The organism is Variovorax sp. 10N412, assembly GCF_056394985.1.
Map to the genome: position 1 here is coordinate 370,819 of NZ_JBFTIO010000003.1, position 17,351 is coordinate 388,169.

18 protein-coding genes are annotated in these 17,351 nt (G+C 66.9%); 8 read left to right on the top strand and 10 right to left on the bottom strand.

Annotated elements, in window-relative coordinates; translation table 11 throughout:
• Positions 1-48 precede the first annotated feature (48 nt).
• Complete coding sequence (gene rpmH, locus AC1DJH_RS11040) at positions 49-183, bottom strand: 50S ribosomal protein L34 (RefSeq protein WP_007834827.1); 135 nt, start codon at positions 181-183, stop codon at positions 49-51.
• Positions 184-502: 319 nt separating this feature from the next.
• Between rpmH and dnaA the strand changes: the two genes are divergently transcribed.
• From dnaA to gyrB, 3 genes are all read left to right on the top strand, one after another.
• On the top strand, positions 503-1,882 hold the full coding sequence (gene dnaA / locus AC1DJH_RS11045) for a chromosomal replication initiator protein DnaA (RefSeq protein WP_435439808.1): 1,380 nt from the start codon (positions 503-505) through the stop codon (positions 1,880-1,882).
• Positions 1,883-1,972: 90 nt separating this feature from the next.
• Complete coding sequence (gene dnaN, locus AC1DJH_RS11050; RefSeq protein ID WP_093054972.1) at positions 1,973-3,079, top strand: DNA polymerase III subunit beta; 1,107 nt, start codon at positions 1,973-1,975, stop codon at positions 3,077-3,079.
• A gap of 135 nt (positions 3,080-3,214) precedes the next feature.
• A complete protein-coding gene (gene gyrB / locus AC1DJH_RS11055) occupies positions 3,215-5,836 on the top strand; it encodes a DNA topoisomerase (ATP-hydrolyzing) subunit B (protein ID WP_472113217.1) in 2,622 nt (873 codons plus the stop codon).
• A gap of 70 nt (positions 5,837-5,906) precedes the next feature.
• On the opposite strand, the gene AC1DJH_RS11060 is transcribed toward gyrB, so the two are convergent.
• Together AC1DJH_RS11060 and AC1DJH_RS11065 are read right to left on the bottom strand one after the other, a co-directional pair.
• Positions 5,907-6,239 (bottom strand): hypothetical protein, encoded by a 333-nt coding sequence (locus AC1DJH_RS11060; RefSeq protein WP_478185707.1) that lies wholly within the window; start codon positions 6,237-6,239, stop codon positions 5,907-5,909.
• Between the two features lie 98 nt (positions 6,240-6,337).
• A complete protein-coding gene (locus AC1DJH_RS11065; RefSeq protein ID WP_435439811.1) occupies positions 6,338-6,595 on the bottom strand; it encodes a hypothetical protein in 258 nt (85 codons plus the stop codon).
• 321 nt (positions 6,596-6,916) lie between these two features.
• Here AC1DJH_RS11065 and AC1DJH_RS11070 point away from each other — a divergent pair, with 321 nt between their 5' ends.
• The 3 genes from AC1DJH_RS11070 to AC1DJH_RS11080 all read left to right on the top strand — a co-directional run bounded on the left by AC1DJH_RS11070 (position 6,917) and on the right by AC1DJH_RS11080 (position 9,492).
• Positions 6,917-7,447: a hypothetical protein gene (locus AC1DJH_RS11070; RefSeq protein ID WP_472113223.1), complete on the top strand. Its 531-nt coding sequence runs from the start codon at positions 6,917-6,919 to the stop codon at positions 7,445-7,447.
• A gap of 157 nt (positions 7,448-7,604) precedes the next feature.
• A complete protein-coding gene (locus AC1DJH_RS11075) occupies positions 7,605-8,090 on the top strand; it encodes a hypothetical protein (RefSeq protein ID WP_478185708.1) in 486 nt (161 codons plus the stop codon).
• A gap of 154 nt (positions 8,091-8,244) precedes the next feature.
• Complete coding sequence (locus tag AC1DJH_RS11080; RefSeq protein ID WP_478185709.1) at positions 8,245-9,492, top strand: metallophosphoesterase; 1,248 nt, start codon at positions 8,245-8,247, stop codon at positions 9,490-9,492.
• Between the two features lie 9 nt (positions 9,493-9,501).
• Here AC1DJH_RS11080 and AC1DJH_RS11085 read toward each other — a convergent pair whose 3' ends face one another.
• Positions 9,502-9,999: a polyhydroxyalkanoate granule-associated phasin gene (locus AC1DJH_RS11085; RefSeq protein ID WP_478185710.1), complete on the bottom strand. Its 498-nt coding sequence runs from the start codon at positions 9,997-9,999 to the stop codon at positions 9,502-9,504.
• A gap of 202 nt (positions 10,000-10,201) precedes the next feature.
• Between AC1DJH_RS11085 and AC1DJH_RS11090 the strand changes: the two genes are divergently transcribed.
• Positions 10,202-10,777 carry an acyloxyacyl hydrolase gene (locus AC1DJH_RS11090; RefSeq protein ID WP_472113234.1) on the top strand — a complete coding sequence of 192 codons (576 nt, stop codon included), beginning with the start codon at positions 10,202-10,204 and terminating at the stop codon, positions 10,775-10,777.
• On the opposite strand, the gene AC1DJH_RS11095 is transcribed toward AC1DJH_RS11090, so the two are convergent.
• Genes AC1DJH_RS11095 through AC1DJH_RS11105 form a run of 3 tightly spaced genes read right to left on the bottom strand, consistent with a single transcriptional unit; the run spans position 10,768 to position 13,843 of the window.
• The gene (locus AC1DJH_RS11095; RefSeq protein WP_478185711.1) at positions 10,768-11,739 is read right to left on the bottom strand and encodes a lysylphosphatidylglycerol synthase domain-containing protein; all 972 of its coding nucleotides are present in this window, start codon (positions 11,737-11,739) and stop codon (positions 10,768-10,770) included. The two genes, AC1DJH_RS11090 and AC1DJH_RS11095, sit on opposite strands and share 10 nt — an antisense overlap.
• A gap of 22 nt (positions 11,740-11,761) precedes the next feature.
• The gene (gene clsB / locus AC1DJH_RS11100) at positions 11,762-13,027 is read right to left on the bottom strand and encodes a cardiolipin synthase ClsB (protein WP_478185712.1); all 1,266 of its coding nucleotides are present in this window, start codon (positions 13,025-13,027) and stop codon (positions 11,762-11,764) included.
• 27 nt (positions 13,028-13,054) lie between these two features.
• Positions 13,055-13,843 carry an endonuclease/exonuclease/phosphatase family protein gene (locus AC1DJH_RS11105; RefSeq protein WP_478185713.1) on the bottom strand — a complete coding sequence of 263 codons (789 nt, stop codon included), beginning with the start codon at positions 13,841-13,843 and terminating at the stop codon, positions 13,055-13,057.
• A gap of 224 nt (positions 13,844-14,067) precedes the next feature.
• On the opposite strand from AC1DJH_RS11105, the gene AC1DJH_RS11110 reads away from it, so the two are divergent.
• A complete protein-coding gene (locus AC1DJH_RS11110) occupies positions 14,068-14,496 on the top strand; it encodes a serine/threonine protein kinase (RefSeq protein ID WP_472113242.1) in 429 nt (142 codons plus the stop codon).
• A gap of 69 nt (positions 14,497-14,565) precedes the next feature.
• Here the strand turns inward: AC1DJH_RS11110 and AC1DJH_RS11115 are convergent, their stop codons facing one another.
• The 3 genes from AC1DJH_RS11115 to AC1DJH_RS11125 form a co-directional block, all read right to left on the bottom strand.
• Positions 14,566-15,144 (bottom strand): Spy/CpxP family protein refolding chaperone, encoded by a 579-nt coding sequence (locus AC1DJH_RS11115; RefSeq protein ID WP_478185714.1) that lies wholly within the window; start codon positions 15,142-15,144, stop codon positions 14,566-14,568.
• 147 nt (positions 15,145-15,291) lie between these two features.
• Positions 15,292-16,371, bottom strand: coding sequence for a flavodoxin family protein (locus tag AC1DJH_RS11120; protein WP_478185715.1), 1,080 nt, complete (start codon positions 16,369-16,371; stop codon positions 15,292-15,294).
• 74 nt (positions 16,372-16,445) lie between these two features.
• On the bottom strand, positions 16,446-17,342 hold the full coding sequence (locus tag AC1DJH_RS11125) for a pirin family protein (protein ID WP_478185716.1): 897 nt from the start codon (positions 17,340-17,342) through the stop codon (positions 16,446-16,448).
• Positions 17,343-17,351 lie beyond the last annotated feature (9 nt).

The following is a 17,351-nucleotide window of genomic DNA, read 5'->3' on the forward strand; positions in this document are numbered from 1 at the left end:
GAGCTGGCGCTGACGTGTCGGCTGCTGGCAACGGCAGGTGAGCTGCCGTCAGACGGCCAGGCGCTTGCGGCCCTTGGCGCGGCGTGCGTTGATGACGGCGCGGCCGCCACGGGTCTTCATGCGGACCAGGAAGCCGTGGGTACGGGCGCGGCGGACTTTGGATGCTTGGTAGGTGCGTTTCATGGTGATTTCCTAATTCCCTGTTCGCGCGGGCTCTTCGTACGGAAGGCATGAAGAAACCTGCGGGGCGCCGGGGGAGCGTATTGGGATGGCCCCTGAGCTCCTAGTGACGAACGCAAGAAGGTTTTCAGGGAAACCCGCAATTATCGCAAACATTGGCCGCGGGGACAATCTTCGAGCAGATTTGCGGGCCTTTCGCCGGCCCTGCCAGCATGTGGATAAGGTTTTGACAAGTTAGAATGCCGGGTGCCTTCCAGCAGAGAATATCCACAATACCTATACCAAAAAATGCACGAGGGTTTCACCACTTTTTCAAGCGCCCATGTCCACTGACGGCATCGGCGAAAGCCTCTGGCAGGCCTGCGTCGACCAGCTCGCGCAGGAGCTGTCCGAGCAGCAGTTCAACACCTGGATCAAGCCCCTGACCGCACAGGTTGCCGACGACCTGTCGCGCATGACCGTGTTCGTCGCCAACCGCTTCAAGCTCGACTGGATCAGGGCCCAGTACGCCGGCAAGATTGCGGCCATGGCCGAGAAGATGTACGGCCAGCCAGTGGCGGTCGAGTTAGCGCTTGCTCCTCGCGAAACGCCCGTGCGGTCTGCGCCGGTTGCCGTGATGGCCGAGACCGATGTGCCCCGCGACGTCGCCGGCCCGGGCGAGGAGCCCGCCGCCGCCGGCTTCAAGAACCGGCTCAATTCCGGCCTCACCTTCGACACCCTGGTCGAAGGCACCGCCAACCGCATGGCGCGCGCCGCGGCCATGCACGTGTCGGGCATGCCGGGCCATCTGTACAACCCGCTTTTCATCTACGGCGGCGTCGGTCTGGGCAAGACCCACCTGATGCACGCGGTGGGCAACCGGCTGCTCGCCGACCGGCCCGATTCCAAAGTTCTCTACATCCACGCCGAGCAATTCGTGTCGGATGTGGTCAAGGCGTATCAGCGCAAGACTTTCGACGAGTTCAAGGAGCGCTACCACTCGCTCGATCTGTTGCTCATCGACGATGTGCAGTTCTTCGCCAACAAGGACCGCACGCAGGAAGAGTTCTTCAACGCGTTCGAGGCCCTGCTCGCCAAGAAGTCGCACATCGTGATGACCAGCGATACCTATCCCAAGGGCCTGGCCGACATCCACGAGCGCCTGGTGTCGCGCTTCGATTCGGGCCTCACGGTGGCCATCGAGCCGCCCGAGCTAGAGATGCGCGTGGCCATCCTGATCAACAAGGCGCGCGCCGAATCGGCCGAAATGCCTGAAGAGGTGGCTTTCTTCGTCGCCAAGAACGTGCGCTCCAACGTGCGCGAGCTCGAAGGCGCGCTGCGCAAGATCCTGGCCTACTCGCGCTTCAACCAGAAGGAGATCTCGATCGCCCTGGCGCGCGAGGCGCTGCGCGACCTGCTGTCGATCCAGAACCGGCAGATCTCGGTCGAGAATATCCAGAAGACGGTGGCCGACTACTACAAGATCAAGGTCGCCGACATGTACAGCAAGAAGCGTCCGGCCAGCATTGCGCGGCCGCGGCAGATCGCGATGTACCTGGCCAAGGAGCTCACGCAGAAAAGCCTGCCGGAAATCGGCGAGCTGTTCGGCGGGCGCGACCACACGACGGTGCTGCACGCGGTGCGCAAGATCTCGGGCGAGCGCCAGCAGCTCACCGAGCTCAACCAGCAGCTCCACGTGCTCGAACAGACGCTCAAGGGCTGACAAACCGGATGTCATCGGGAGCGTCCCCGCGACAGCGGAGAATGGCGCCCTTACAAGCTGATTCAAAGAGATAGAGAAGAGGAAGAAGACATGATCGTTTTGAAGGCAAACCAAGACAAAGTCCTCGCCGCGCTGCAGTCGGTGGCGGGCATCGTGGAGCGGCGTCACACCTTGCCTATCCTGGCGAACGTGCTGATTCGCAAGACCGGTGGCCAGCTGCAGCTGACCACCAGCGACCTCGAGATCCAGATCCGCACCACCGCCGAGCTCGGCGGCGACGAAGGCAACTTCACCACCACCATCGGCGCGCGCAAGCTGATCGACATCCTGCGCACCATGCCGGCCGACCAGACCGTGAGCCTCGAGTCGAGCGCCAGCAAGCTGGTGCTCAAGGGCGGCAAGAGCCGCTTCACGCTGCAGTCGCTGCCCGCGGAAGACTTTCCGCTGGTGCAGGAAGCGGCCAATTTCGGCCCCGTGTTCAGCGTGCCGCAAAAGACGCTGAAGGACCTGCTCTCGCAAGTGTCCTTCGCCATGGCCGTGCACGACATCCGCTACTACCTGAACGGCATCCTGTTCGTCGCCGAAGGCAAGCAGCTGAGCCTGGTGGCCACCGACGGCCACCGCCTGGCGTTCTCCTCGGCCACGCTCGACGTCGAAGTGCCGCGTCAGGAAGTGATCCTGCCGCGCAAGACCGTGCTCGAAATGCAGCGCCTGCTGTCCGACGCCGAAGGCGCCATCGAGATGCAGTTCGCCAACAACCAGGCCAAGTTCAGCTTCGGCGGCATGGAGTTCGTCACGAAGCTGGTCGAGGGCAAGTTCCCCGACTACAACCGCGTCATCCCGAAGAACCACAAGAACACCGTCACGCTCGGCCGTGCACCTTTGCTGGCCAGCCTGCAGCGCACCGCCATCCTGACCAGCGAGAAGTTCAAGGGCGTGCGCCTGAACATCGAGCCCGGGACCCTGCGCATCGCGTCCAACAACGCCGAGCAGGAAGAAGCGCAGGACGAGCTCGACATCGACTACGGCGGCGACGCCATCGAGATCGGCTTCAACGTCACCTACCTGATCGACGCGCTGTCGAACATGGACCAGGACATGGTCAAGCTGGACCTGGCGGACTCCAACAGTTCCGCGCTGCTGACCATCCCCGAGAACGCATCCTTCAAGTACGTCGTGATGCCGATGCGTATCTAGCAGACAGACCCTACAGCGCCTTGCGCACACGACCCGCGGCCCCCCGCGGGTTTGCGCTTTCAAGAGGCGGCGAATTGAGTTCTTGCGAGCCCGAAAAATCACGTCAATGCCGTGAGAGAGATAGAGGAATACCGAATGAGTGCAGAAGAAAACAAGCCCGAAGTGCCGCACACCGAGCCGGTCTACACGCCTGAAGTCCAGGTTGTGCCGCCCGAGGCCATCGCGGCCGACACCAGCTACGGCGAAGGCTCGATCACGATCCTCGAAGGGCTTGAGGCCGTGCGCAAGCGCCCCGGCATGTACATCGGCGACACCTCCGACGGCACGGGCCTGCACCACCTGGTGTTCGAAGTGGTGGACAACTCCATCGACGAGGCGCTGGCCGGCCATTGCGACGACATCGTCGTGACCATCCACAGCGACAACTCGATCTCCGTCACCGACAACGGCCGCGGCATTCCCACCGGCGTGAAGATGGACGACAAGCACGAGCCCAAGCGCTCGGCGGCTGAAATTGCGCTCACCGAACTGCACGCCGGCGGCAAGTTCAACCAGAACAGCTACAAGGTCTCGGGCGGCCTGCACGGCGTGGGCGTGAGCTGCGTGAACGCGCTGAGCATCAAGCTGCGCCTGATCGTGCGTCGCGAAGGCAAGATCCACGAACTCGAGTTCAGCCGCGGCTTCGTGCAGAACCGCCTGCTCGACCAGGTGAACGGCGTCGAGGTCTCGCCCATGAAGATCATCGGCGACACCGACAAGCGCGGCACCGAGGTGCACTTTCTGCCGGACACCGAGATCTTCAAGGAGAACTCGGACTTCCACTACGAAATCCTCAGCAAGCGCCTGCGCGAACTGAGCTTCCTGAACAACGGCGTGCGCATCCGCCTGAAGGACGAGCGCACCGGCAAGGAAGACGACTTCTCGGGCGCCGGCGGCGTGCGCGGCTTCGTGGAGTTCATCAACAAGGGCAAGACCGTCCTGCATCCGAACTCGTTCTACGCGGAAGGCGAAAAGCCGGCCGACACCTACGGCGGCATCCCCGGCACGCACATCGGCGTCGAGGTGGCGATGCAGTGGAACAGCGGCTACAACGAGCAGGTGCTGTGCTTCACCAACAACATCCCGCAGCGTGACGGCGGCACCCACCTCACGGGCCTGCGCGCCGCGATGACCCGGGTCATCAACAAGTACATCGAAGAAAACGAGTTCGCGAAGAAGGCGAAGGTCGAAGTCACCGGCGACGACATGCGCGAAGGCCTGTGCTGCGTGCTGAGCGTGAAGGTGCCCGAGCCCAAGTTCTCGAGCCAGACCAAGGACAAGCTGGTGTCCAGCGAAGTGCGCGCGCCGGTGGAAGACATCGTCGGCCGCCTGCTCAGCGACTACCTTCAGGAACGCCCGGCCGACGCCAAGATCATCTGCGGCAAGATCATCGAGGCCGCCCGCGCCCGCGAAGCGGCCCGCAAGGCCCGCGAAATGACGCGCCGCAAGGGCGTGCTCGACGGCATGGGCCTGCCCGGCAAGCTGGCCGATTGCCAGGAGAAGGATCCCGCGCTCTGCGAGGTCTACCTGGTGGAGGGCGACTCCGCCGGCGGCTCCGCCAAGCAGGGCCGCGACCGGAAGTTCCAGGCCATCCTGCCGCTGCGCGGCAAGATCCTGAACGTGGAAAAGGCGCGCTACGAGAAGCTGCTCACCAGCAACGAAATTCTCGTGATGATCACCGCCCTGGGCACCGGCATCGGCCGCGCCGGCGCCACCAGCGCGGGCAGCGGCGCGGACGACTTCAACGTCGCCAAGCTGCGCTACCACCGCATCATCATCATGACCGACGCCGACGTCGACGGCGCCCACATCCGCACGCTGCTGCTCACCTTCTTCTACCGGCAGATGCCGGAGCTGGTGGAGCGCGGCCACATCTACATCGCGCAGCCGCCGCTCTACAAGGTCAAGGTCGGCAAGGAAGAGCAGTACCTGAAGGACGAAGCCGCCCTCAACGCCTTCCTGATGAAGGTGGCACTGAAGGACGCGCGCATCGAGACCGGCGGCGCCGGTTCCACCACCCTGACCGGCGACACCCTGGCCGAACTGGCGCGCAAGCACCAGCTGGCCGAGGCCGTGATCGCGCGCCTGCGCAACTTCATGGACGCCGAGGCGCTGCGCGCCATCGCCGACGGCGTGGCGCTCGACCTCGACACCACGCCCGCGGCCGAAGCCTCGGCCGCGGCGCTGCAGGTCAAGCTGCGCGAGCTCAACACCACCGGCATTCCGGCCGAGGTGAGCAACGAGTTCGACGCCCGCACCGACAAACCGCTCCTGCGCATCAGCCGCCGCCACCACGGCAACATCAAGAGCAGCGTGATCACGCAGGACTTCGTGCACGGCGCCGACTACGCGGCGCTGGCCGAAGCGGCCAACACCTTCCGCGGCCTGCTGAGCGAAGAAGGCGCCGTGGTCCGGCGCGGCGAGGGCGAGCGCGCCAAGGAAGAAAAGGTCGGCGACTTCCGCCAGGCCATGAAGTGGCTGATCGGCGAAGCCGAGCGCGCCACCTCGCGCCAGCGCTACAAGGGGCTGGGCGAAATGAACCCCGCGCAGCTGTGGGAAACCACCATGGACCCGACCGTGCGCCGCCTGCTGCGCGTGCAGGTCGATGACGCGATCGAAGCCGACCGCGTGTTCACGATGCTGATGGGCGACGAGGTAGAGCCGCGCCGCGAGTTCATCGAGCAGAACGCGTTGCGCGCGGCGAACATCGACGTTTAGGAAAGAAGCGTCGTCGGTTCTCTGCCCCACCGACGACACGCAACGAACGCCCGGCCCCGCCGGGCGTTTGTCATTGGAGCTTCAAGGTCGAGGCCTGCGCACCGTCGGCGCACGGACCATCGGAATACTCCGCCGTGCCGGAAGACGACACGCACTTGGTCACCGCCATGCGAACCGGCGTGGCCACCACGGGCGACAGCTCGGCGGCGACGGAGGGCGAGGGCACGGCCCGCGCAACGTAGGCCCGAACGGGCGGCGGGGGCGCATACACCGGCATCGCATCGTCGGCGCCGACACTCGCCAGCGGCGGCTGAACGACGGCGGGGGCCACGCTCACCGGCACAGGGACGTGCGCGGCGCGCTCCTTCAGCAAGTCGGTCAGCGCCATATAGAAGAGGCTCACGGCCACCAAGGCCACGGCCAGGCACGGCGCCCACCAGCGCCGCGAGCCCGCCGCTGGTTGCGGCGGCCCGTTCAGTGCAGCGGCCTGAGGCCGGCCGCTCAGCGCCGCGGCCACGCCAGCCCCCCGCCTTGCAACGCTCCCGCCAGCTTCGCAATGCCACCGGTGCCGCTCGCCGCACGCCCGATCAACGCACCGCCGGCCGCGCCCACCACGACGCGCATCAGGAACGACCGGCTGCGGCCCGCTGCCAGCAGCAGCAACACGCCCGCGCCCAGCACGGCGAGGTGCTCGCCGGGGTAGTCCGCCCGCTGGGCGTCCACGCGCTTGAACTCGTTGATCGTCGATTCGAGGGTCATGGCCGAAGCTCCTTGTGTCAGTTGCGTCATTCATATCGCGCCGCGCCATGCACCGCTGTAGGCCTGCACCCATGCACGTTTGCGGATTCGGACGCCAGAACGCGTCAAAACGCAGCGAAACCACCCGGATCAGGGTTTCCGTGAGGCTTGTTAACAAAAGTAGCCGGAACGCGCGTCACACGGAGGTCATCAGCTATGAAAACAATAGCATTCAACTCGAATCCGCAGATCGTTCCTCGTAAACGCTATATCTAGCCCGACTCTTGCTAAGCAAAATCCCTGACGGATTTCACGTTACGCAAGATCGAGGACCCCACAGCAATGAACCCTTCGCGTCTCCGCCGGCCACTGGCCGCGCTGGTATTGAGCGGCACAGCAGCATTCCTCGGGGCCGCGGCCTTGGTCGCGCCGGCCCATGCGCTCTCGAACCCGCCCATCGAAGTGGCGCAGGGCATCGAGTACATGTGCGGCGGCGCCGCGCGTGACGAAGCTGCCTTCATGGAAATGGTGTCGCCGCGCTGGGCCGCCACCATCGCGCTGGGCGTGAGCGACGGCAAGGGCGCGCAGCAGGGCGGCTTCCCGGCCAAGGCCGCGGTCCAGATCCGCCAGAAATACACCGGCCAGCTGGTGATGGACGTGCAGACCAGGTCGCCGTACATGCTCGCGCGCCTGAACCCGGGCGCCTACGACGTGAACGTGACGCTCGGCGGCCTCACGCTGACGCAGTCGCTGGTGGTGATTGCCGGCGTGCCGGCGCGCGCTTCCTTCGTCTGGCCGTCGAACTTCGACATGGCCTCGGTGGCGCCGCAGCTCCCGCAGACGCTGGCGCAAAGCTCGGCCGCCGCGCGCTGAGCGGTTGAGGCCCACAGGCTGCCGCTAGGTGGACTGTTTATTTCTCAGCCGCCGCAAGGCGGCCTGTTTTCATTTTCCAGGTCAGCCTTTCCTAAGCCACGCCGCGCACAGTGGCACCGTGGCCGCTCGCCACGTCGACCAGGAAAGGATCCAGACCATGACCCCCCGTTTTCCATCGCGCATGCGGCCCCTGGCGGCCGCGCTGTTCTGCGGCGCCGCTCTGCTCGGCGCGCTGTCGTCGGCCCAGGCGGCGGAGAATCCGCCGATCTACATGTCGCACGGCGTCGAGTACATGAGCGGCGGCATCGGCAGCGATGAAGCCCAACTGATGGAGACGGTGGCGCCGCGCTGGCCCGCCACCTTCGAATTCGCGGTCAAGGACAGCAAGGGCGCCGACTTCGCGGCCAACGTGCATGTCACTGTGCGCGACAGCCACGGCGTGGCGCTGATCGACAACGTGACTTCGGGCGGTCCGTTCATGGTGGCCCGGCTCGACCCGGGCAGCTACGAGGTGGAAGCGCGCCTGGGCAGCCAGGTGCTCAAGCAGCAGATGCGCGTGCCGGAAGGCGCGTCGGCCAAGGCGAGCTTCGTCTGGCCCGCGGGCACCGACATGGCCTCGGCCGGCACACGCGCGGTGCAGTAACGCCGCGAAAGGGGCGCGAAAGGCCGCGCAGCTGGACGCCGGCACCGCGTGGCGATGATGTTTTTCGTCGGCTCCTTGCCGGCCACAGCGCCCGCTATCCGGGCCCCTTGCGCTATAGAAAAAATAGCGGCTCCCGCCTATCGCGGCGTCTTGAATGCGCGGCATGCGCCTTGCAGGTGGTGTATCCCGGGCAGTGCCCGAACCCATTGCCCCGATGCCGATCCGTCCCCTGAGCGCGCTCACCGCGCTGCTCCACGTCTACATTGCGCTGCGCCTGCTGCCCGCGCTGGCCGCGCTCACGCCTGCCTGGCCGCTGGTACTGCTTGCGCTGGGGGTGTCCGCAGCCACGATTCCCCTGCCTTTTGTGTCGCGCCGCGCCGGGCGCGAGGGCTCGGCCGGCGCCGTCCTCAAATGGGTCGGCCTGATCAGCATGGGCTGGTTCTCCTCGATGTTCGTGCTGACCCTGGTGCGCGACGCGGGCCTGGGGCTGACCTGGCTGGCCAGTGCCGCGGGCGGCGTGCAGGTGCCGTGGAACAGCCTGAAGCCCTGGAGCGCGCTGGCGGTGCTGGCGGTGGCCACGGCCACGTCGGCCGTCGGCTTTTTCAACGCGCGCCGCACGGCCAGCGTGAAGCGGGTCGACGTGCCGATCAGCGGCCTGCCGCAGGCGCTTGAAGGCTTCACGATCGCGCAGCTCAGCGACATCCACGTGGGGCCGACCATCAGGAGCGCGTACATCCAGCGCATCGTCGATGCGGTCAACCGGCTGGGCGCGGACGCCATCGCGATCACCGGCGACCTGGTCGACGGCAGCGTGCCCGAACTGCGCGAGCACATCGCGCCGCTGGCGGGCCTGCGCGCGCGCCACGGCACCTTCGTGGTCACCGGCAACCACGAGTACTACGCCGGCGCGCACGCCTGGATCGTCGAGCTGCGCCGGCTCGGCCTGAAGGTGCTGCTCAACGAGCACGTGGTGCTGCAGACGCGCAACGTGCGCGGCGCGCAGACTGACGAAGAGCTGTTCGAAAGCGCGCTGGTGCTGGCCGGCGTGACCGACTTCACCGCCGGGCACTTCGACGCGGCGCACGCCAGCGACCCGCACCTGGCGCTGCACGACGCCCCTCCGCTGGTGCACACGCGCGTGCTGCTGGCGCACCAGCCGCGCAGCGCCACGCTGGCCGCCGCCGCCGGCTACCAGCTGCAGCTGTCGGGCCACACGCACGGCGGCCAGTTCTTTCCGTGGAACCTGTTCGTGCCGATGCAGCAACCCTTCACCGCGGGACTGCACCGCCTGCACGACATGTGGGTCTATGTGAGCCGGGGCACCGGCTACTGGGGCCCGCCGAAGCGCTTCGGCGCGCCTTCTGAAATCACGCTGCTGACGCTGGTGCCGGCGAAAGCCTGAACGTTTTCTTCAGGCCTCGAGGTCGGCCAACCGGCGCGCGTTGGACGTGGCGGCCGCATGGATCGGCTTGAGCCCTTCGCGCGCGATGCCTGCCGCGATGCCCGGCAGCTGGCTCGCGGCGTTGACGGAGCCGGCGGCCGACTGCACGAAGGCATCGCCGTTCGCCGCCGCCTGGGCCGGCGTGACGCTGCCGGCCAGCAGGAAGAAGGCGGTGGTGCCCTGCATCCATTGCTGCAACGTGCGGCTGGCCAGCGACACCTGGCTGTGATGCCACTGCCGGGCCATCGCCATGCCCGATTCGCTCGCGGCGGCCAGCTTCTCCTGGCCCATGAGCTGGAACTCGGCCAGGTCGGCCGCGCTGGGCGTGAGCCCGGCCTTGGCCATGCGCTCGGTCCGCATGCGGATCACCGAGCCGGAAGACAGCAGCATCTCCTGGGTCTTGAGCGCCAGGTCGAACCACTGCGTGAGCGGGTTGGCCGCAGGAACAGCGAAGGTGAGCGATGACATTGGGGCAGTGCGTGGGCGCTTGGAGGAGGTCGAGCCACTATAGGCTTCTCGCGTCGAAATTGCTGCGGCGCAACAATTCCATGCATTGTTGGCGCAATAGTCCTACTTTTGGATGTGGAAATTACGTGCCGAGCGAATGCCTGACGCGCCAGAAATTGATCATGTCGCTTTCATTCCGCTTCATGCATTCACGAGCCACATCATGAGATCTCGCCGTTCCGCTCCGCTGCGCAACAGTGCGCTGGTTGCCCTGTTCGGCGTGCTGGGCACGGCAGCCAACGCGTACCAGGACAACGCACCTGGCATCTATTTCGACGCAGGCCATGCGGCCCATGGCGAACTGGGCAGCACCAATACAACAACGGCGGGCATGACCTTTCCCTGGTGGCCGGGCCGCACGGCGCAGCAAGGCCCACTGACAGGCTATTGGGACGTGTTCCTGAGCAACTGGCATGCGCCGGCACTCGGCGACGGTCCGCGCAACTATGCACAGATCGGCGCCCTCTACACCTGGCGCTATCGTTTCGGCGAAGGCAGCTCGCCCTGGTTTGCCGAAGGCGGCATCGGCGGCAGCTTGATGGACCACGTCTACCAAACGCCCGACCGCAGCTTCAGCACCGCCTTCCAGTTCACCGAGGTGCTGGGCGTGGGGCGCAGCTTCGGCGAGAACGGTGCGCATGAGCTGTCACTGCGGGTGCAGCATTTCTCGAATGCCGGCATCAAGAAACCGAACCCGGGCGAGACCTTCCTGCGGCTGCGCTACACCTATCACTTCTGAAGTGAGCTCCGGGGTGCCTCGCGCAGCCGCCTGGCACGTACCTCGGTGAACAAATAGCCCAGCGTTGCCACCACCAGCGGCAGCAGGTAATACAGGCCGCGGTACGCCAGCAGCGCCCCGAGCAACTGCGCCTCTGCCACGGCATGCCCCAGCAGTGCGACGAACACGGCCTCCAGCACGCCGAGCCCCGCGGGCACGTGCGTGACCACGCCGGCCACCGCGGCCACGAGAAGCACCGCGAGCACGTGCACATAGCCGACCTGCCCCTGCAGCAGGAACCAGATCACGCCGCCGATCAGCGACCAGTTGGCGCACGACATCGCCAGCTGCAGCAGCGCCATCGGCAGGCCCGGCGTCTTGAACGCATGCCCGCGCACGCGCCACACGCGCCCCTTGGCCACGGCGCACAGCAACAGGTAAGCCAGCGCCACCGCCAGCAGCGCCGCGCCCAGGATGCGCAGCCCCTCGTTGCCGATCTTCCAGCCCGGCGGCAGCGCCAGCGGCCAGAAGCAGAACGCCGCGCCCGCCACCACCAGGTAGCCGAACCAGTTGGTCAGCATGCTGAAGCCCAGCACCCGCGTGATGGTGTCGTTGCCCAGCCCCAGGCGCGAATACAGCCGGTAGCGGAACGCCACGCCGCCCACCAGCGAGCCCAGGTTGAGGTTGAACGCATAGCTGATGAAGGTCACGCCCATCACCGTGCCCGTGCCCAACTGGTGCTTCGTCACGTACCGGCCCAGCAGGTCGTAGGTGCTGTACAGCGCGAAGCTGCACACCACCAGCGCGCCGGCGGACAGCAGCGCGCTCGCGGGCAACGCGCGGATCGCACCAAGCACCTCGCCCCAGTCGATGGTGCGCGCCTGCGTCACCAGCAGCCAAGCGATCAGCGCGAAGAAGCCCCACACGGCCACGCGCCGGGCCCAGGGCCACCAGGCGGTGCGGGACAGGGCCATGGCGCTCATGTCCGCTCGCTCCTGCCCGGCCTCAGGCGGCTTCCGTCTGCGTGGCGCCGCCGGTCGGGTTGCTCAGGCCGGTGTCGCGCCGGCTGGCCAGGTCGGTGGCCTCGGCCAGCGTCAGGCGCGGCACGTGGCGCGGCAGGCGGCCCAGCAGCGCCGGATACCAGCGCAGGATGTGGAACACGAAGAAGCTGCGCACCAGCCGCCAGCCGCTCCATTCGCTGGCCAGGTCGGCCGCCTCGACCTGCTTGCAGCTGTGGCGCATCAGCTGGTCCATGCGCTCCCACAGCACGCCGTTGAAGGCGGTGTCGCGCACGATGACGTTCGACTCCAGGTTGAGCGACAGGCTCAGCGGGTCGAGGTTGCTCGAGCCCACGGTGCTCCACTTGTCGTCCATCAGCGCGACCTTGCCGTGCAGCGGCCGTTCGCAGTACTCGTAGATGCGCACGCCCGCGTGCAGGAGGTGGTGGTACAGCATGCTCGCGGCCGTCTTCACGATGGGCATGTCCGGCTCGCCCTGCAGGATGAGCCGCACGTCCACGCCGCGGCGCGCCGCGCGGCGCAACTCCTTGATGAGCCGGTAGCCAGGAAAGAAGTACGCGTTGGCGATCACTATGCGCTCTTTTGCCGAACGGATGGCCGCGCGGTACTGGTGCTCGATGTCGTTGGTGTGGCGCCGGTTGTCGCGCGTGACGAACATCACGTCGGCGTCGCCGGCACGGTCTTGCCGCACCGGCGGCGCCAGCTTCAGGCGGCGGCGGAACCACCCCGCGCCCCTGCCGCCCAGCGCAATGGCGCGCAGCACGAACTGATGGATCTGCGCGACGATCGGGCCCTCGAGCTCCACCGCATAGTCCTGCTTGGCCTTGGGGCCGAAGTCCATGAGGTGGTCGGCCGAGTAGTTGATGCCGCCCACGAAGGCGCGCTCGCCGTCGATCACCACGATCTTGCGGTGCATGCGGCGAAACACGTTGAGCCGCTGGCCCATGAAGCGCGAGCCCGGGTCGAACACGCGCACCTTGACGCCCACCGAGGTGAGCCCCTCGATGAACTCGCGCGACAGGTCGGGCGAGCCGAAGCCGTCGATCATCAGGTCGACCTTCACGCCACGCTGCGCGGCTTCGCGCATGGCAGCGTGCAGCTGCAGGCCGACCTTGTCCTCGAACAGGATGAAGGTCTCGACGATGGCTTCGCGCTTCGCATGGCGAATGGCGTCGAACACGCGAGGGAAGAACTGCTCGCCGTTCTCGAGCAACTCGATGCGGTTGCCACCGATCCAGTGGTTGTTGTTCATGGGAATGCTCGCAAAACCTCGGGAAACTCAAAGGTCGATGTTCGCCACCAGCGGCGCGTGATCCGACAGGTGCGACCACGGCCGGCGCGGCAGCACCACGGGTGCATGCACGCCGGCGTTGCGCACGTAGATGCGGTCGAGCTGCAGCACCGGAAAGCGCGCCGGAAAGGTCTTGGCCGCGCGGCCGTTGGCCTGCACGAACACTTCGCGCAGCGCAGCGCCCTTCTCCAGCACCTCGTGCGCGCGGCCGCGCCAGTCGTTGAAGTCGCCGGCCACGATCAGCGGCGCGTCGGGCGGCACCTCGTCGCGCACGATATGGCACAGCAGCTCCAGTTGCTGCTGGCGGTGCGCCTCGGCCAGGCCCAGGTGCGCGCAGATCGCGTGCACGTCGACCGTGCGGCCCGGCAGGCGCAGCACGCAATGCAGCAGGCCGCGCTTCTCCGGCCCGCTCACCGACACGTCGTGGTTGCGGAAATGCACGATCGGGAACTTGGACAGCACCGCGTTGCCATGGTGGCCCTTGGGGTACACCGCGTTGCGCCCGTAGGCGAACTGCGGCCACATGGTGTCGGCCAGGAATTCGTAGTGCGGCGCCTCGGGCCAGTTGCTCACCTTGCGCTCATGGCGCGAATGCGTGCCCAGCACCTCCTGCAGGAACACCACGTCGGCCCCCACCGTGCGCACCGCATCGCGCAGCTCCGGCAGGATGAACTTGCGGTTCAGCGCGGTGAAACCCTTGTGGGTGTTCACCGTCATCACCTTCAACGAGGTGGTCGCTGGCGCTGCGTCGGCGGATGGAATGGGCGAGGAAGACATCGTTGTACGGGTTGTACGTTGCTGAACGCACCCTGACTGTAGGAACGGGCCACCTTCTCGCGCCCCTTTCAGGCCTGGGGCGCGACCTCCTACAGGCAGGCTTGCCACAGCCCGACACGGCACGGATTTCGTCGCTCCTACGGTGATTTCAGGGCTTGGAGAAAGCAGCCCGCGTTTTCATCCATCCAAACCGAGACAAGCCACAAGGCACAAGGAGCACAACCATGAAGTCATCCACTTTTCACGCCACGGTTCTTGCCGCACTGCTGGGCACCGCCAGCATGGCCATGGCGCAGACCACGTCGATCCCCGCCGCTCCCAACCCGTCGGTCGGCGGCGAGGCCAGCACCATGACGCCGGCCGGCGTGGCCAATCCGCCGCAGCGCCCCGACAACTCGATGCCGGCCTCGCGCGAAGCCGTGAAGGCAGAAGCCCGCGTGCAGAACCGCAACAACGCCAACAGCATGGTGCCCAAGGGTGAAGCCAGCACCACGTTGAACCACCAGCCCAATGCCATGCCGCAGCCCACCGGCGAGATGTCGCGCGCCGAAGTGAGCCAGACCGGCCGCAAGGTCAAGCCGCAATTCGGCCAGAAGGGCGAACGCCCGGACGTGGCGACGAACCCGACCGACAAGACCGGCACGCCGAAGTAACCCGGCCAGGCACGCACAAAAAAAGCCCGCAGCGCTTTCGCGCTGCGGGCTTTTTTCACCTGGCGAGGATCAGCCCTTGGCCGGTGCCGCACCGCGCTGGCCGTCAGGGCCGCCGTGCCCGTGATGACCGCGAGGGCCGCCATGACCGCCGAAGTGCGCGGTCTCGGCGTCGAAGGTCTTCTGCTGCTCCGGCGTCAGCCCGGCATAGAAGGTCTTCGTGGCCTCGGCGCGCTTGGCGAACATGGCACTGCGTTCGGCCTGGCGGGCCTGCATGCGTTCCAGGCGCTGCGGCGTGGTCAGCTTGGCGAACTCGGCGCGGTCCATGCGCGGCGGGCGGGCGCCGGCCGGCGGCTGGCTCGCGGCGGTGAAGGTGCTCCATGCGCCTTCCTGGCCGGCGTTGAGCTTGAGCTTTTCCTTCAGGGCGGCGAGACGCTTGGCGCGGTGCTCCTGCATGCGCTCCATGCGCTTGGCGGGGTCCATGCGCTTGTGCTGCGCCTTGGGCGTGGCAGCGTTGTCGGCCTGGGCCACCGCGGCGGCGGGTGCGGCTGCGGAGGGCGCGACCGGCGCTTGAGCGAAGGCGCCCGAAGAGGCGAGGGCGGCCGAACCGAGCAGGCTGGCCCAGACGATGCGTTGGCGAAGAGAGATCATGAGAAGTGCTTCCTTTCGAAGACTGCCGCCGATGGGCAGCAGGTGAGATGAAGTGTGGAAGACCTCTGTATCGCATCCGTTAGCCCGGCGTGAGCTTGCGTAAAGAATGGTGAACACCGCAACGCGCGCCGGACAGGCGTGCGTTCCCTACTTGGGCCGCGGGCGCTTCAGCCCCCGGTCGGGCGGCTGCAGCTTGCCGGCGCGCAACTCGCCCACGGCGCGGGCCACCGCGCGCGCCACGTTGCGCACTTCTTCCTGCATGTCGGTATCGGCGTCCAGCACATCGTGGCTGGTGGCGTAGGGTTCGTAGTAGCCGATGTAGCGGTCCAGCCGCGCCTGCGTGCCCGCGTCGACGAGCCCCATCCAGTCGAGCCAGTCGCAGAGGTTGCGTCGCAGGCTCTCGACGCCGGCCACGTCGCCGTGCACCACCACGCCGTAGGCGCGGCCGTCGAGGTGCTTGGGGTAGCTCCAGCCGGCGCCTTCCAGCTCGAGCGCCTTGGCTTCCTCGGGCTTCTTGCCGTGGGTGCTGCTCGGGTCGGGGTTGCCACCGTCGGCGCACACCAGCCGGTCGATCATCAGCTTCAGCGGGCTCGTGGCCTGGTACCAGTGCGTGGGCGTGAGCAGGATCACGCCGTGCGCGGACACCCAGCGTTCGTAGATCTCGTTCATCCAGTCGCCGGTCTGGCGCAGCGAATGGTTCGGGTAGCAGCTGCAGGGCCAGTGGCACAGCGGCATGGCGGTGGAAACACACCCCTTGCAGGGATGGATCTGCCGGCCGTATTCAGAGGTGACCAAACTCAGGTCGAGCAGGTCGACTTCAAGGCCGCTGCCTTCGAGCACTTCGCGCGCCAGTTCGGCCATGCGCCATGTCTTGGAGATTTCGCCGGGGCAGGTGCCGTCGTTGCGCGGCGAGCCGTTCACCAGCAGCACGCGCGAGCGCGTCTGCGGCAGCCCCCATGCGGCCTGCGCCGCATCGATGCGCGCCTTCGCGTCGAGCCAGTCGACGGACAGGTCGTAGTCGGGATCCGCATAGCCCGGCCCGGCCTTGCGCGTGACCGGTGCCTTGCGGCCTTCCGCATAGGCTTCCCACGCGACCAGCTCGATGCGCTTGAGCGCTTCGGCCTCGGCCTGGAAGGCCGGGTCCTGGAAAGGCTGCATGAAGCGTTCATGGAACTGGGCGCGCTGCAGCGTGTCAGGCGCCTGTCCTTTTCGGATCGTGGGGGGCATTGCTGCAATCTAGGCAGCCGTGCGCCGGGCCGCGTCCGTGCCCCATGCCGTCTTTCGGTAGGCGGCCGACTACATCAGCCCAGCTTGCCGTTCTGGAAGTCGTGCATCGCCTGCTTGATCTCCTGCTGCGTGTTCATCACGAAGGGGCCGTATTGCGCGATGGGCTCGTGCAGCGGCCTGCCCGCGATGAGCAGCGCGCGCGCCGGGCTGTGGTTGGTGGCGCCCGCGCGCAGCACCACGCCGTCGCTGGCTGCGTCGTTGGCGAGGATGGCCATGCGGCGCGTCGGAATTTCGCTGCCCGCGATCCACAGCGATTCGCGGAACACGTAGACCAGCACGTTGTGATCGTGCGGCAGCGGCTGCGCGAACTCGGCGCCCGGAGGCAGCGTGACGTCGAGGTACAGCGGCTCGGTGTGCTCGCGCCGCACCGCGCCCTCGATGCCGTGGCTCGTGCCCGCGATCACGCGCACATGCACCCCGGCGGCGGTGGTGAACTCGGGAATCTCCTGGCTCTGGATGTCGCGGTACCAGGGCTCGCGCATCTTGTCCTTGGCGGGCAGGTTGAGCCACAGCTGGAAGCCTTCCATCAGGCCTTCTTCCTGCTCGGGCAGCTCGCTGTGCACGAGGCCGCGGCCCGCGGTCATCCATTGCACGCCGCCGTTCTCCAGCAAGCCCTCGTGCCCCGCGCTGTCGCGGTGGCGCATGCGGCCCGCGATCATGTAGGTGACGGTTTCGAAGCCGCGGTGCGGGTGGTTGGGAAAGCCGCCGATGTAGTCGCCCGGGTTGTCGCTGCCGAAGGCGTCGAGCATCAGGTACGGGTCGAGGCGCTTCTGCAGCGGCTGCTGCAGCACGCGGGTGAGCTTGACGCCGTCGCCGTCGCTGGTGGAAACACCGGCCACGATGTGGTCGATGCCGCGCGGCACGGCGACGGGATCGGTGGGGTGGTTGGCGTGGTGGTTAGCGTTCGTCATGCGGCCATG

Excerpts from the sequence above, each read along its gene's own strand:
- rpmH (WP_007834827.1), bottom strand. The coding sequence starts at position 183 with ATGAAACGCACCTACCAAGCATCCAAAGTCCGCCGCGCCCGTACCCAC.
- dnaA (WP_435439808.1), top strand. The coding sequence starts at position 503 with ATGTCCACTGACGGCATCGGCGAAAGCCTCTGGCAGGCCTGCGTCGAC.
- dnaN (WP_093054972.1), top strand. The coding sequence starts at position 1,973 with ATGATCGTTTTGAAGGCAAACCAAGACAAAGTCCTCGCCGCGCTGCAG.
- gyrB (WP_472113217.1), top strand. The coding sequence starts at position 3,215 with ATGAGTGCAGAAGAAAACAAGCCCGAAGTGCCGCACACCGAGCCGGTC.
- AC1DJH_RS11065 (WP_435439811.1), bottom strand. The coding sequence starts at position 6,595 with ATGACCCTCGAATCGACGATCAACGAGTTCAAGCGCGTGGACGCCCAG.
- AC1DJH_RS11070 (WP_472113223.1), top strand. The coding sequence starts at position 6,917 with ATGAACCCTTCGCGTCTCCGCCGGCCACTGGCCGCGCTGGTATTGAGC.
- AC1DJH_RS11075 (WP_478185708.1), top strand. The coding sequence starts at position 7,605 with ATGACCCCCCGTTTTCCATCGCGCATGCGGCCCCTGGCGGCCGCGCTG.
- AC1DJH_RS11080 (WP_478185709.1), top strand. The coding sequence starts at position 8,245 with ATGCGCGGCATGCGCCTTGCAGGTGGTGTATCCCGGGCAGTGCCCGAA.
- AC1DJH_RS11085 (WP_478185710.1), bottom strand. The coding sequence starts at position 9,999 with ATGTCATCGCTCACCTTCGCTGTTCCTGCGGCCAACCCGCTCACGCAG.
- AC1DJH_RS11090 (WP_472113234.1), top strand. The coding sequence starts at position 10,202 with ATGAGATCTCGCCGTTCCGCTCCGCTGCGCAACAGTGCGCTGGTTGCC.
- AC1DJH_RS11095 (WP_478185711.1), bottom strand. The coding sequence starts at position 11,739 with ATGAGCGCCATGGCCCTGTCCCGCACCGCCTGGTGGCCCTGGGCCCGG.
- clsB (WP_478185712.1), bottom strand. The coding sequence starts at position 13,027 with ATGAACAACAACCACTGGATCGGTGGCAACCGCATCGAGTTGCTCGAG.
- AC1DJH_RS11105 (WP_478185713.1), bottom strand. The coding sequence starts at position 13,843 with ATGTCTTCCTCGCCCATTCCATCCGCCGACGCAGCGCCAGCGACCACC.
- AC1DJH_RS11110 (WP_472113242.1), top strand. The coding sequence starts at position 14,068 with ATGAAGTCATCCACTTTTCACGCCACGGTTCTTGCCGCACTGCTGGGC.
- AC1DJH_RS11115 (WP_478185714.1), bottom strand. The coding sequence starts at position 15,144 with ATGATCTCTCTTCGCCAACGCATCGTCTGGGCCAGCCTGCTCGGTTCG.
- AC1DJH_RS11120 (WP_478185715.1), bottom strand. The coding sequence starts at position 16,371 with ATGCCCCCCACGATCCGAAAAGGACAGGCGCCTGACACGCTGCAGCGC.
- AC1DJH_RS11125 (WP_478185716.1), bottom strand. The coding sequence starts at position 17,342 with ATGACGAACGCTAACCACCACGCCAACCACCCCACCGATCCCGTCGCC.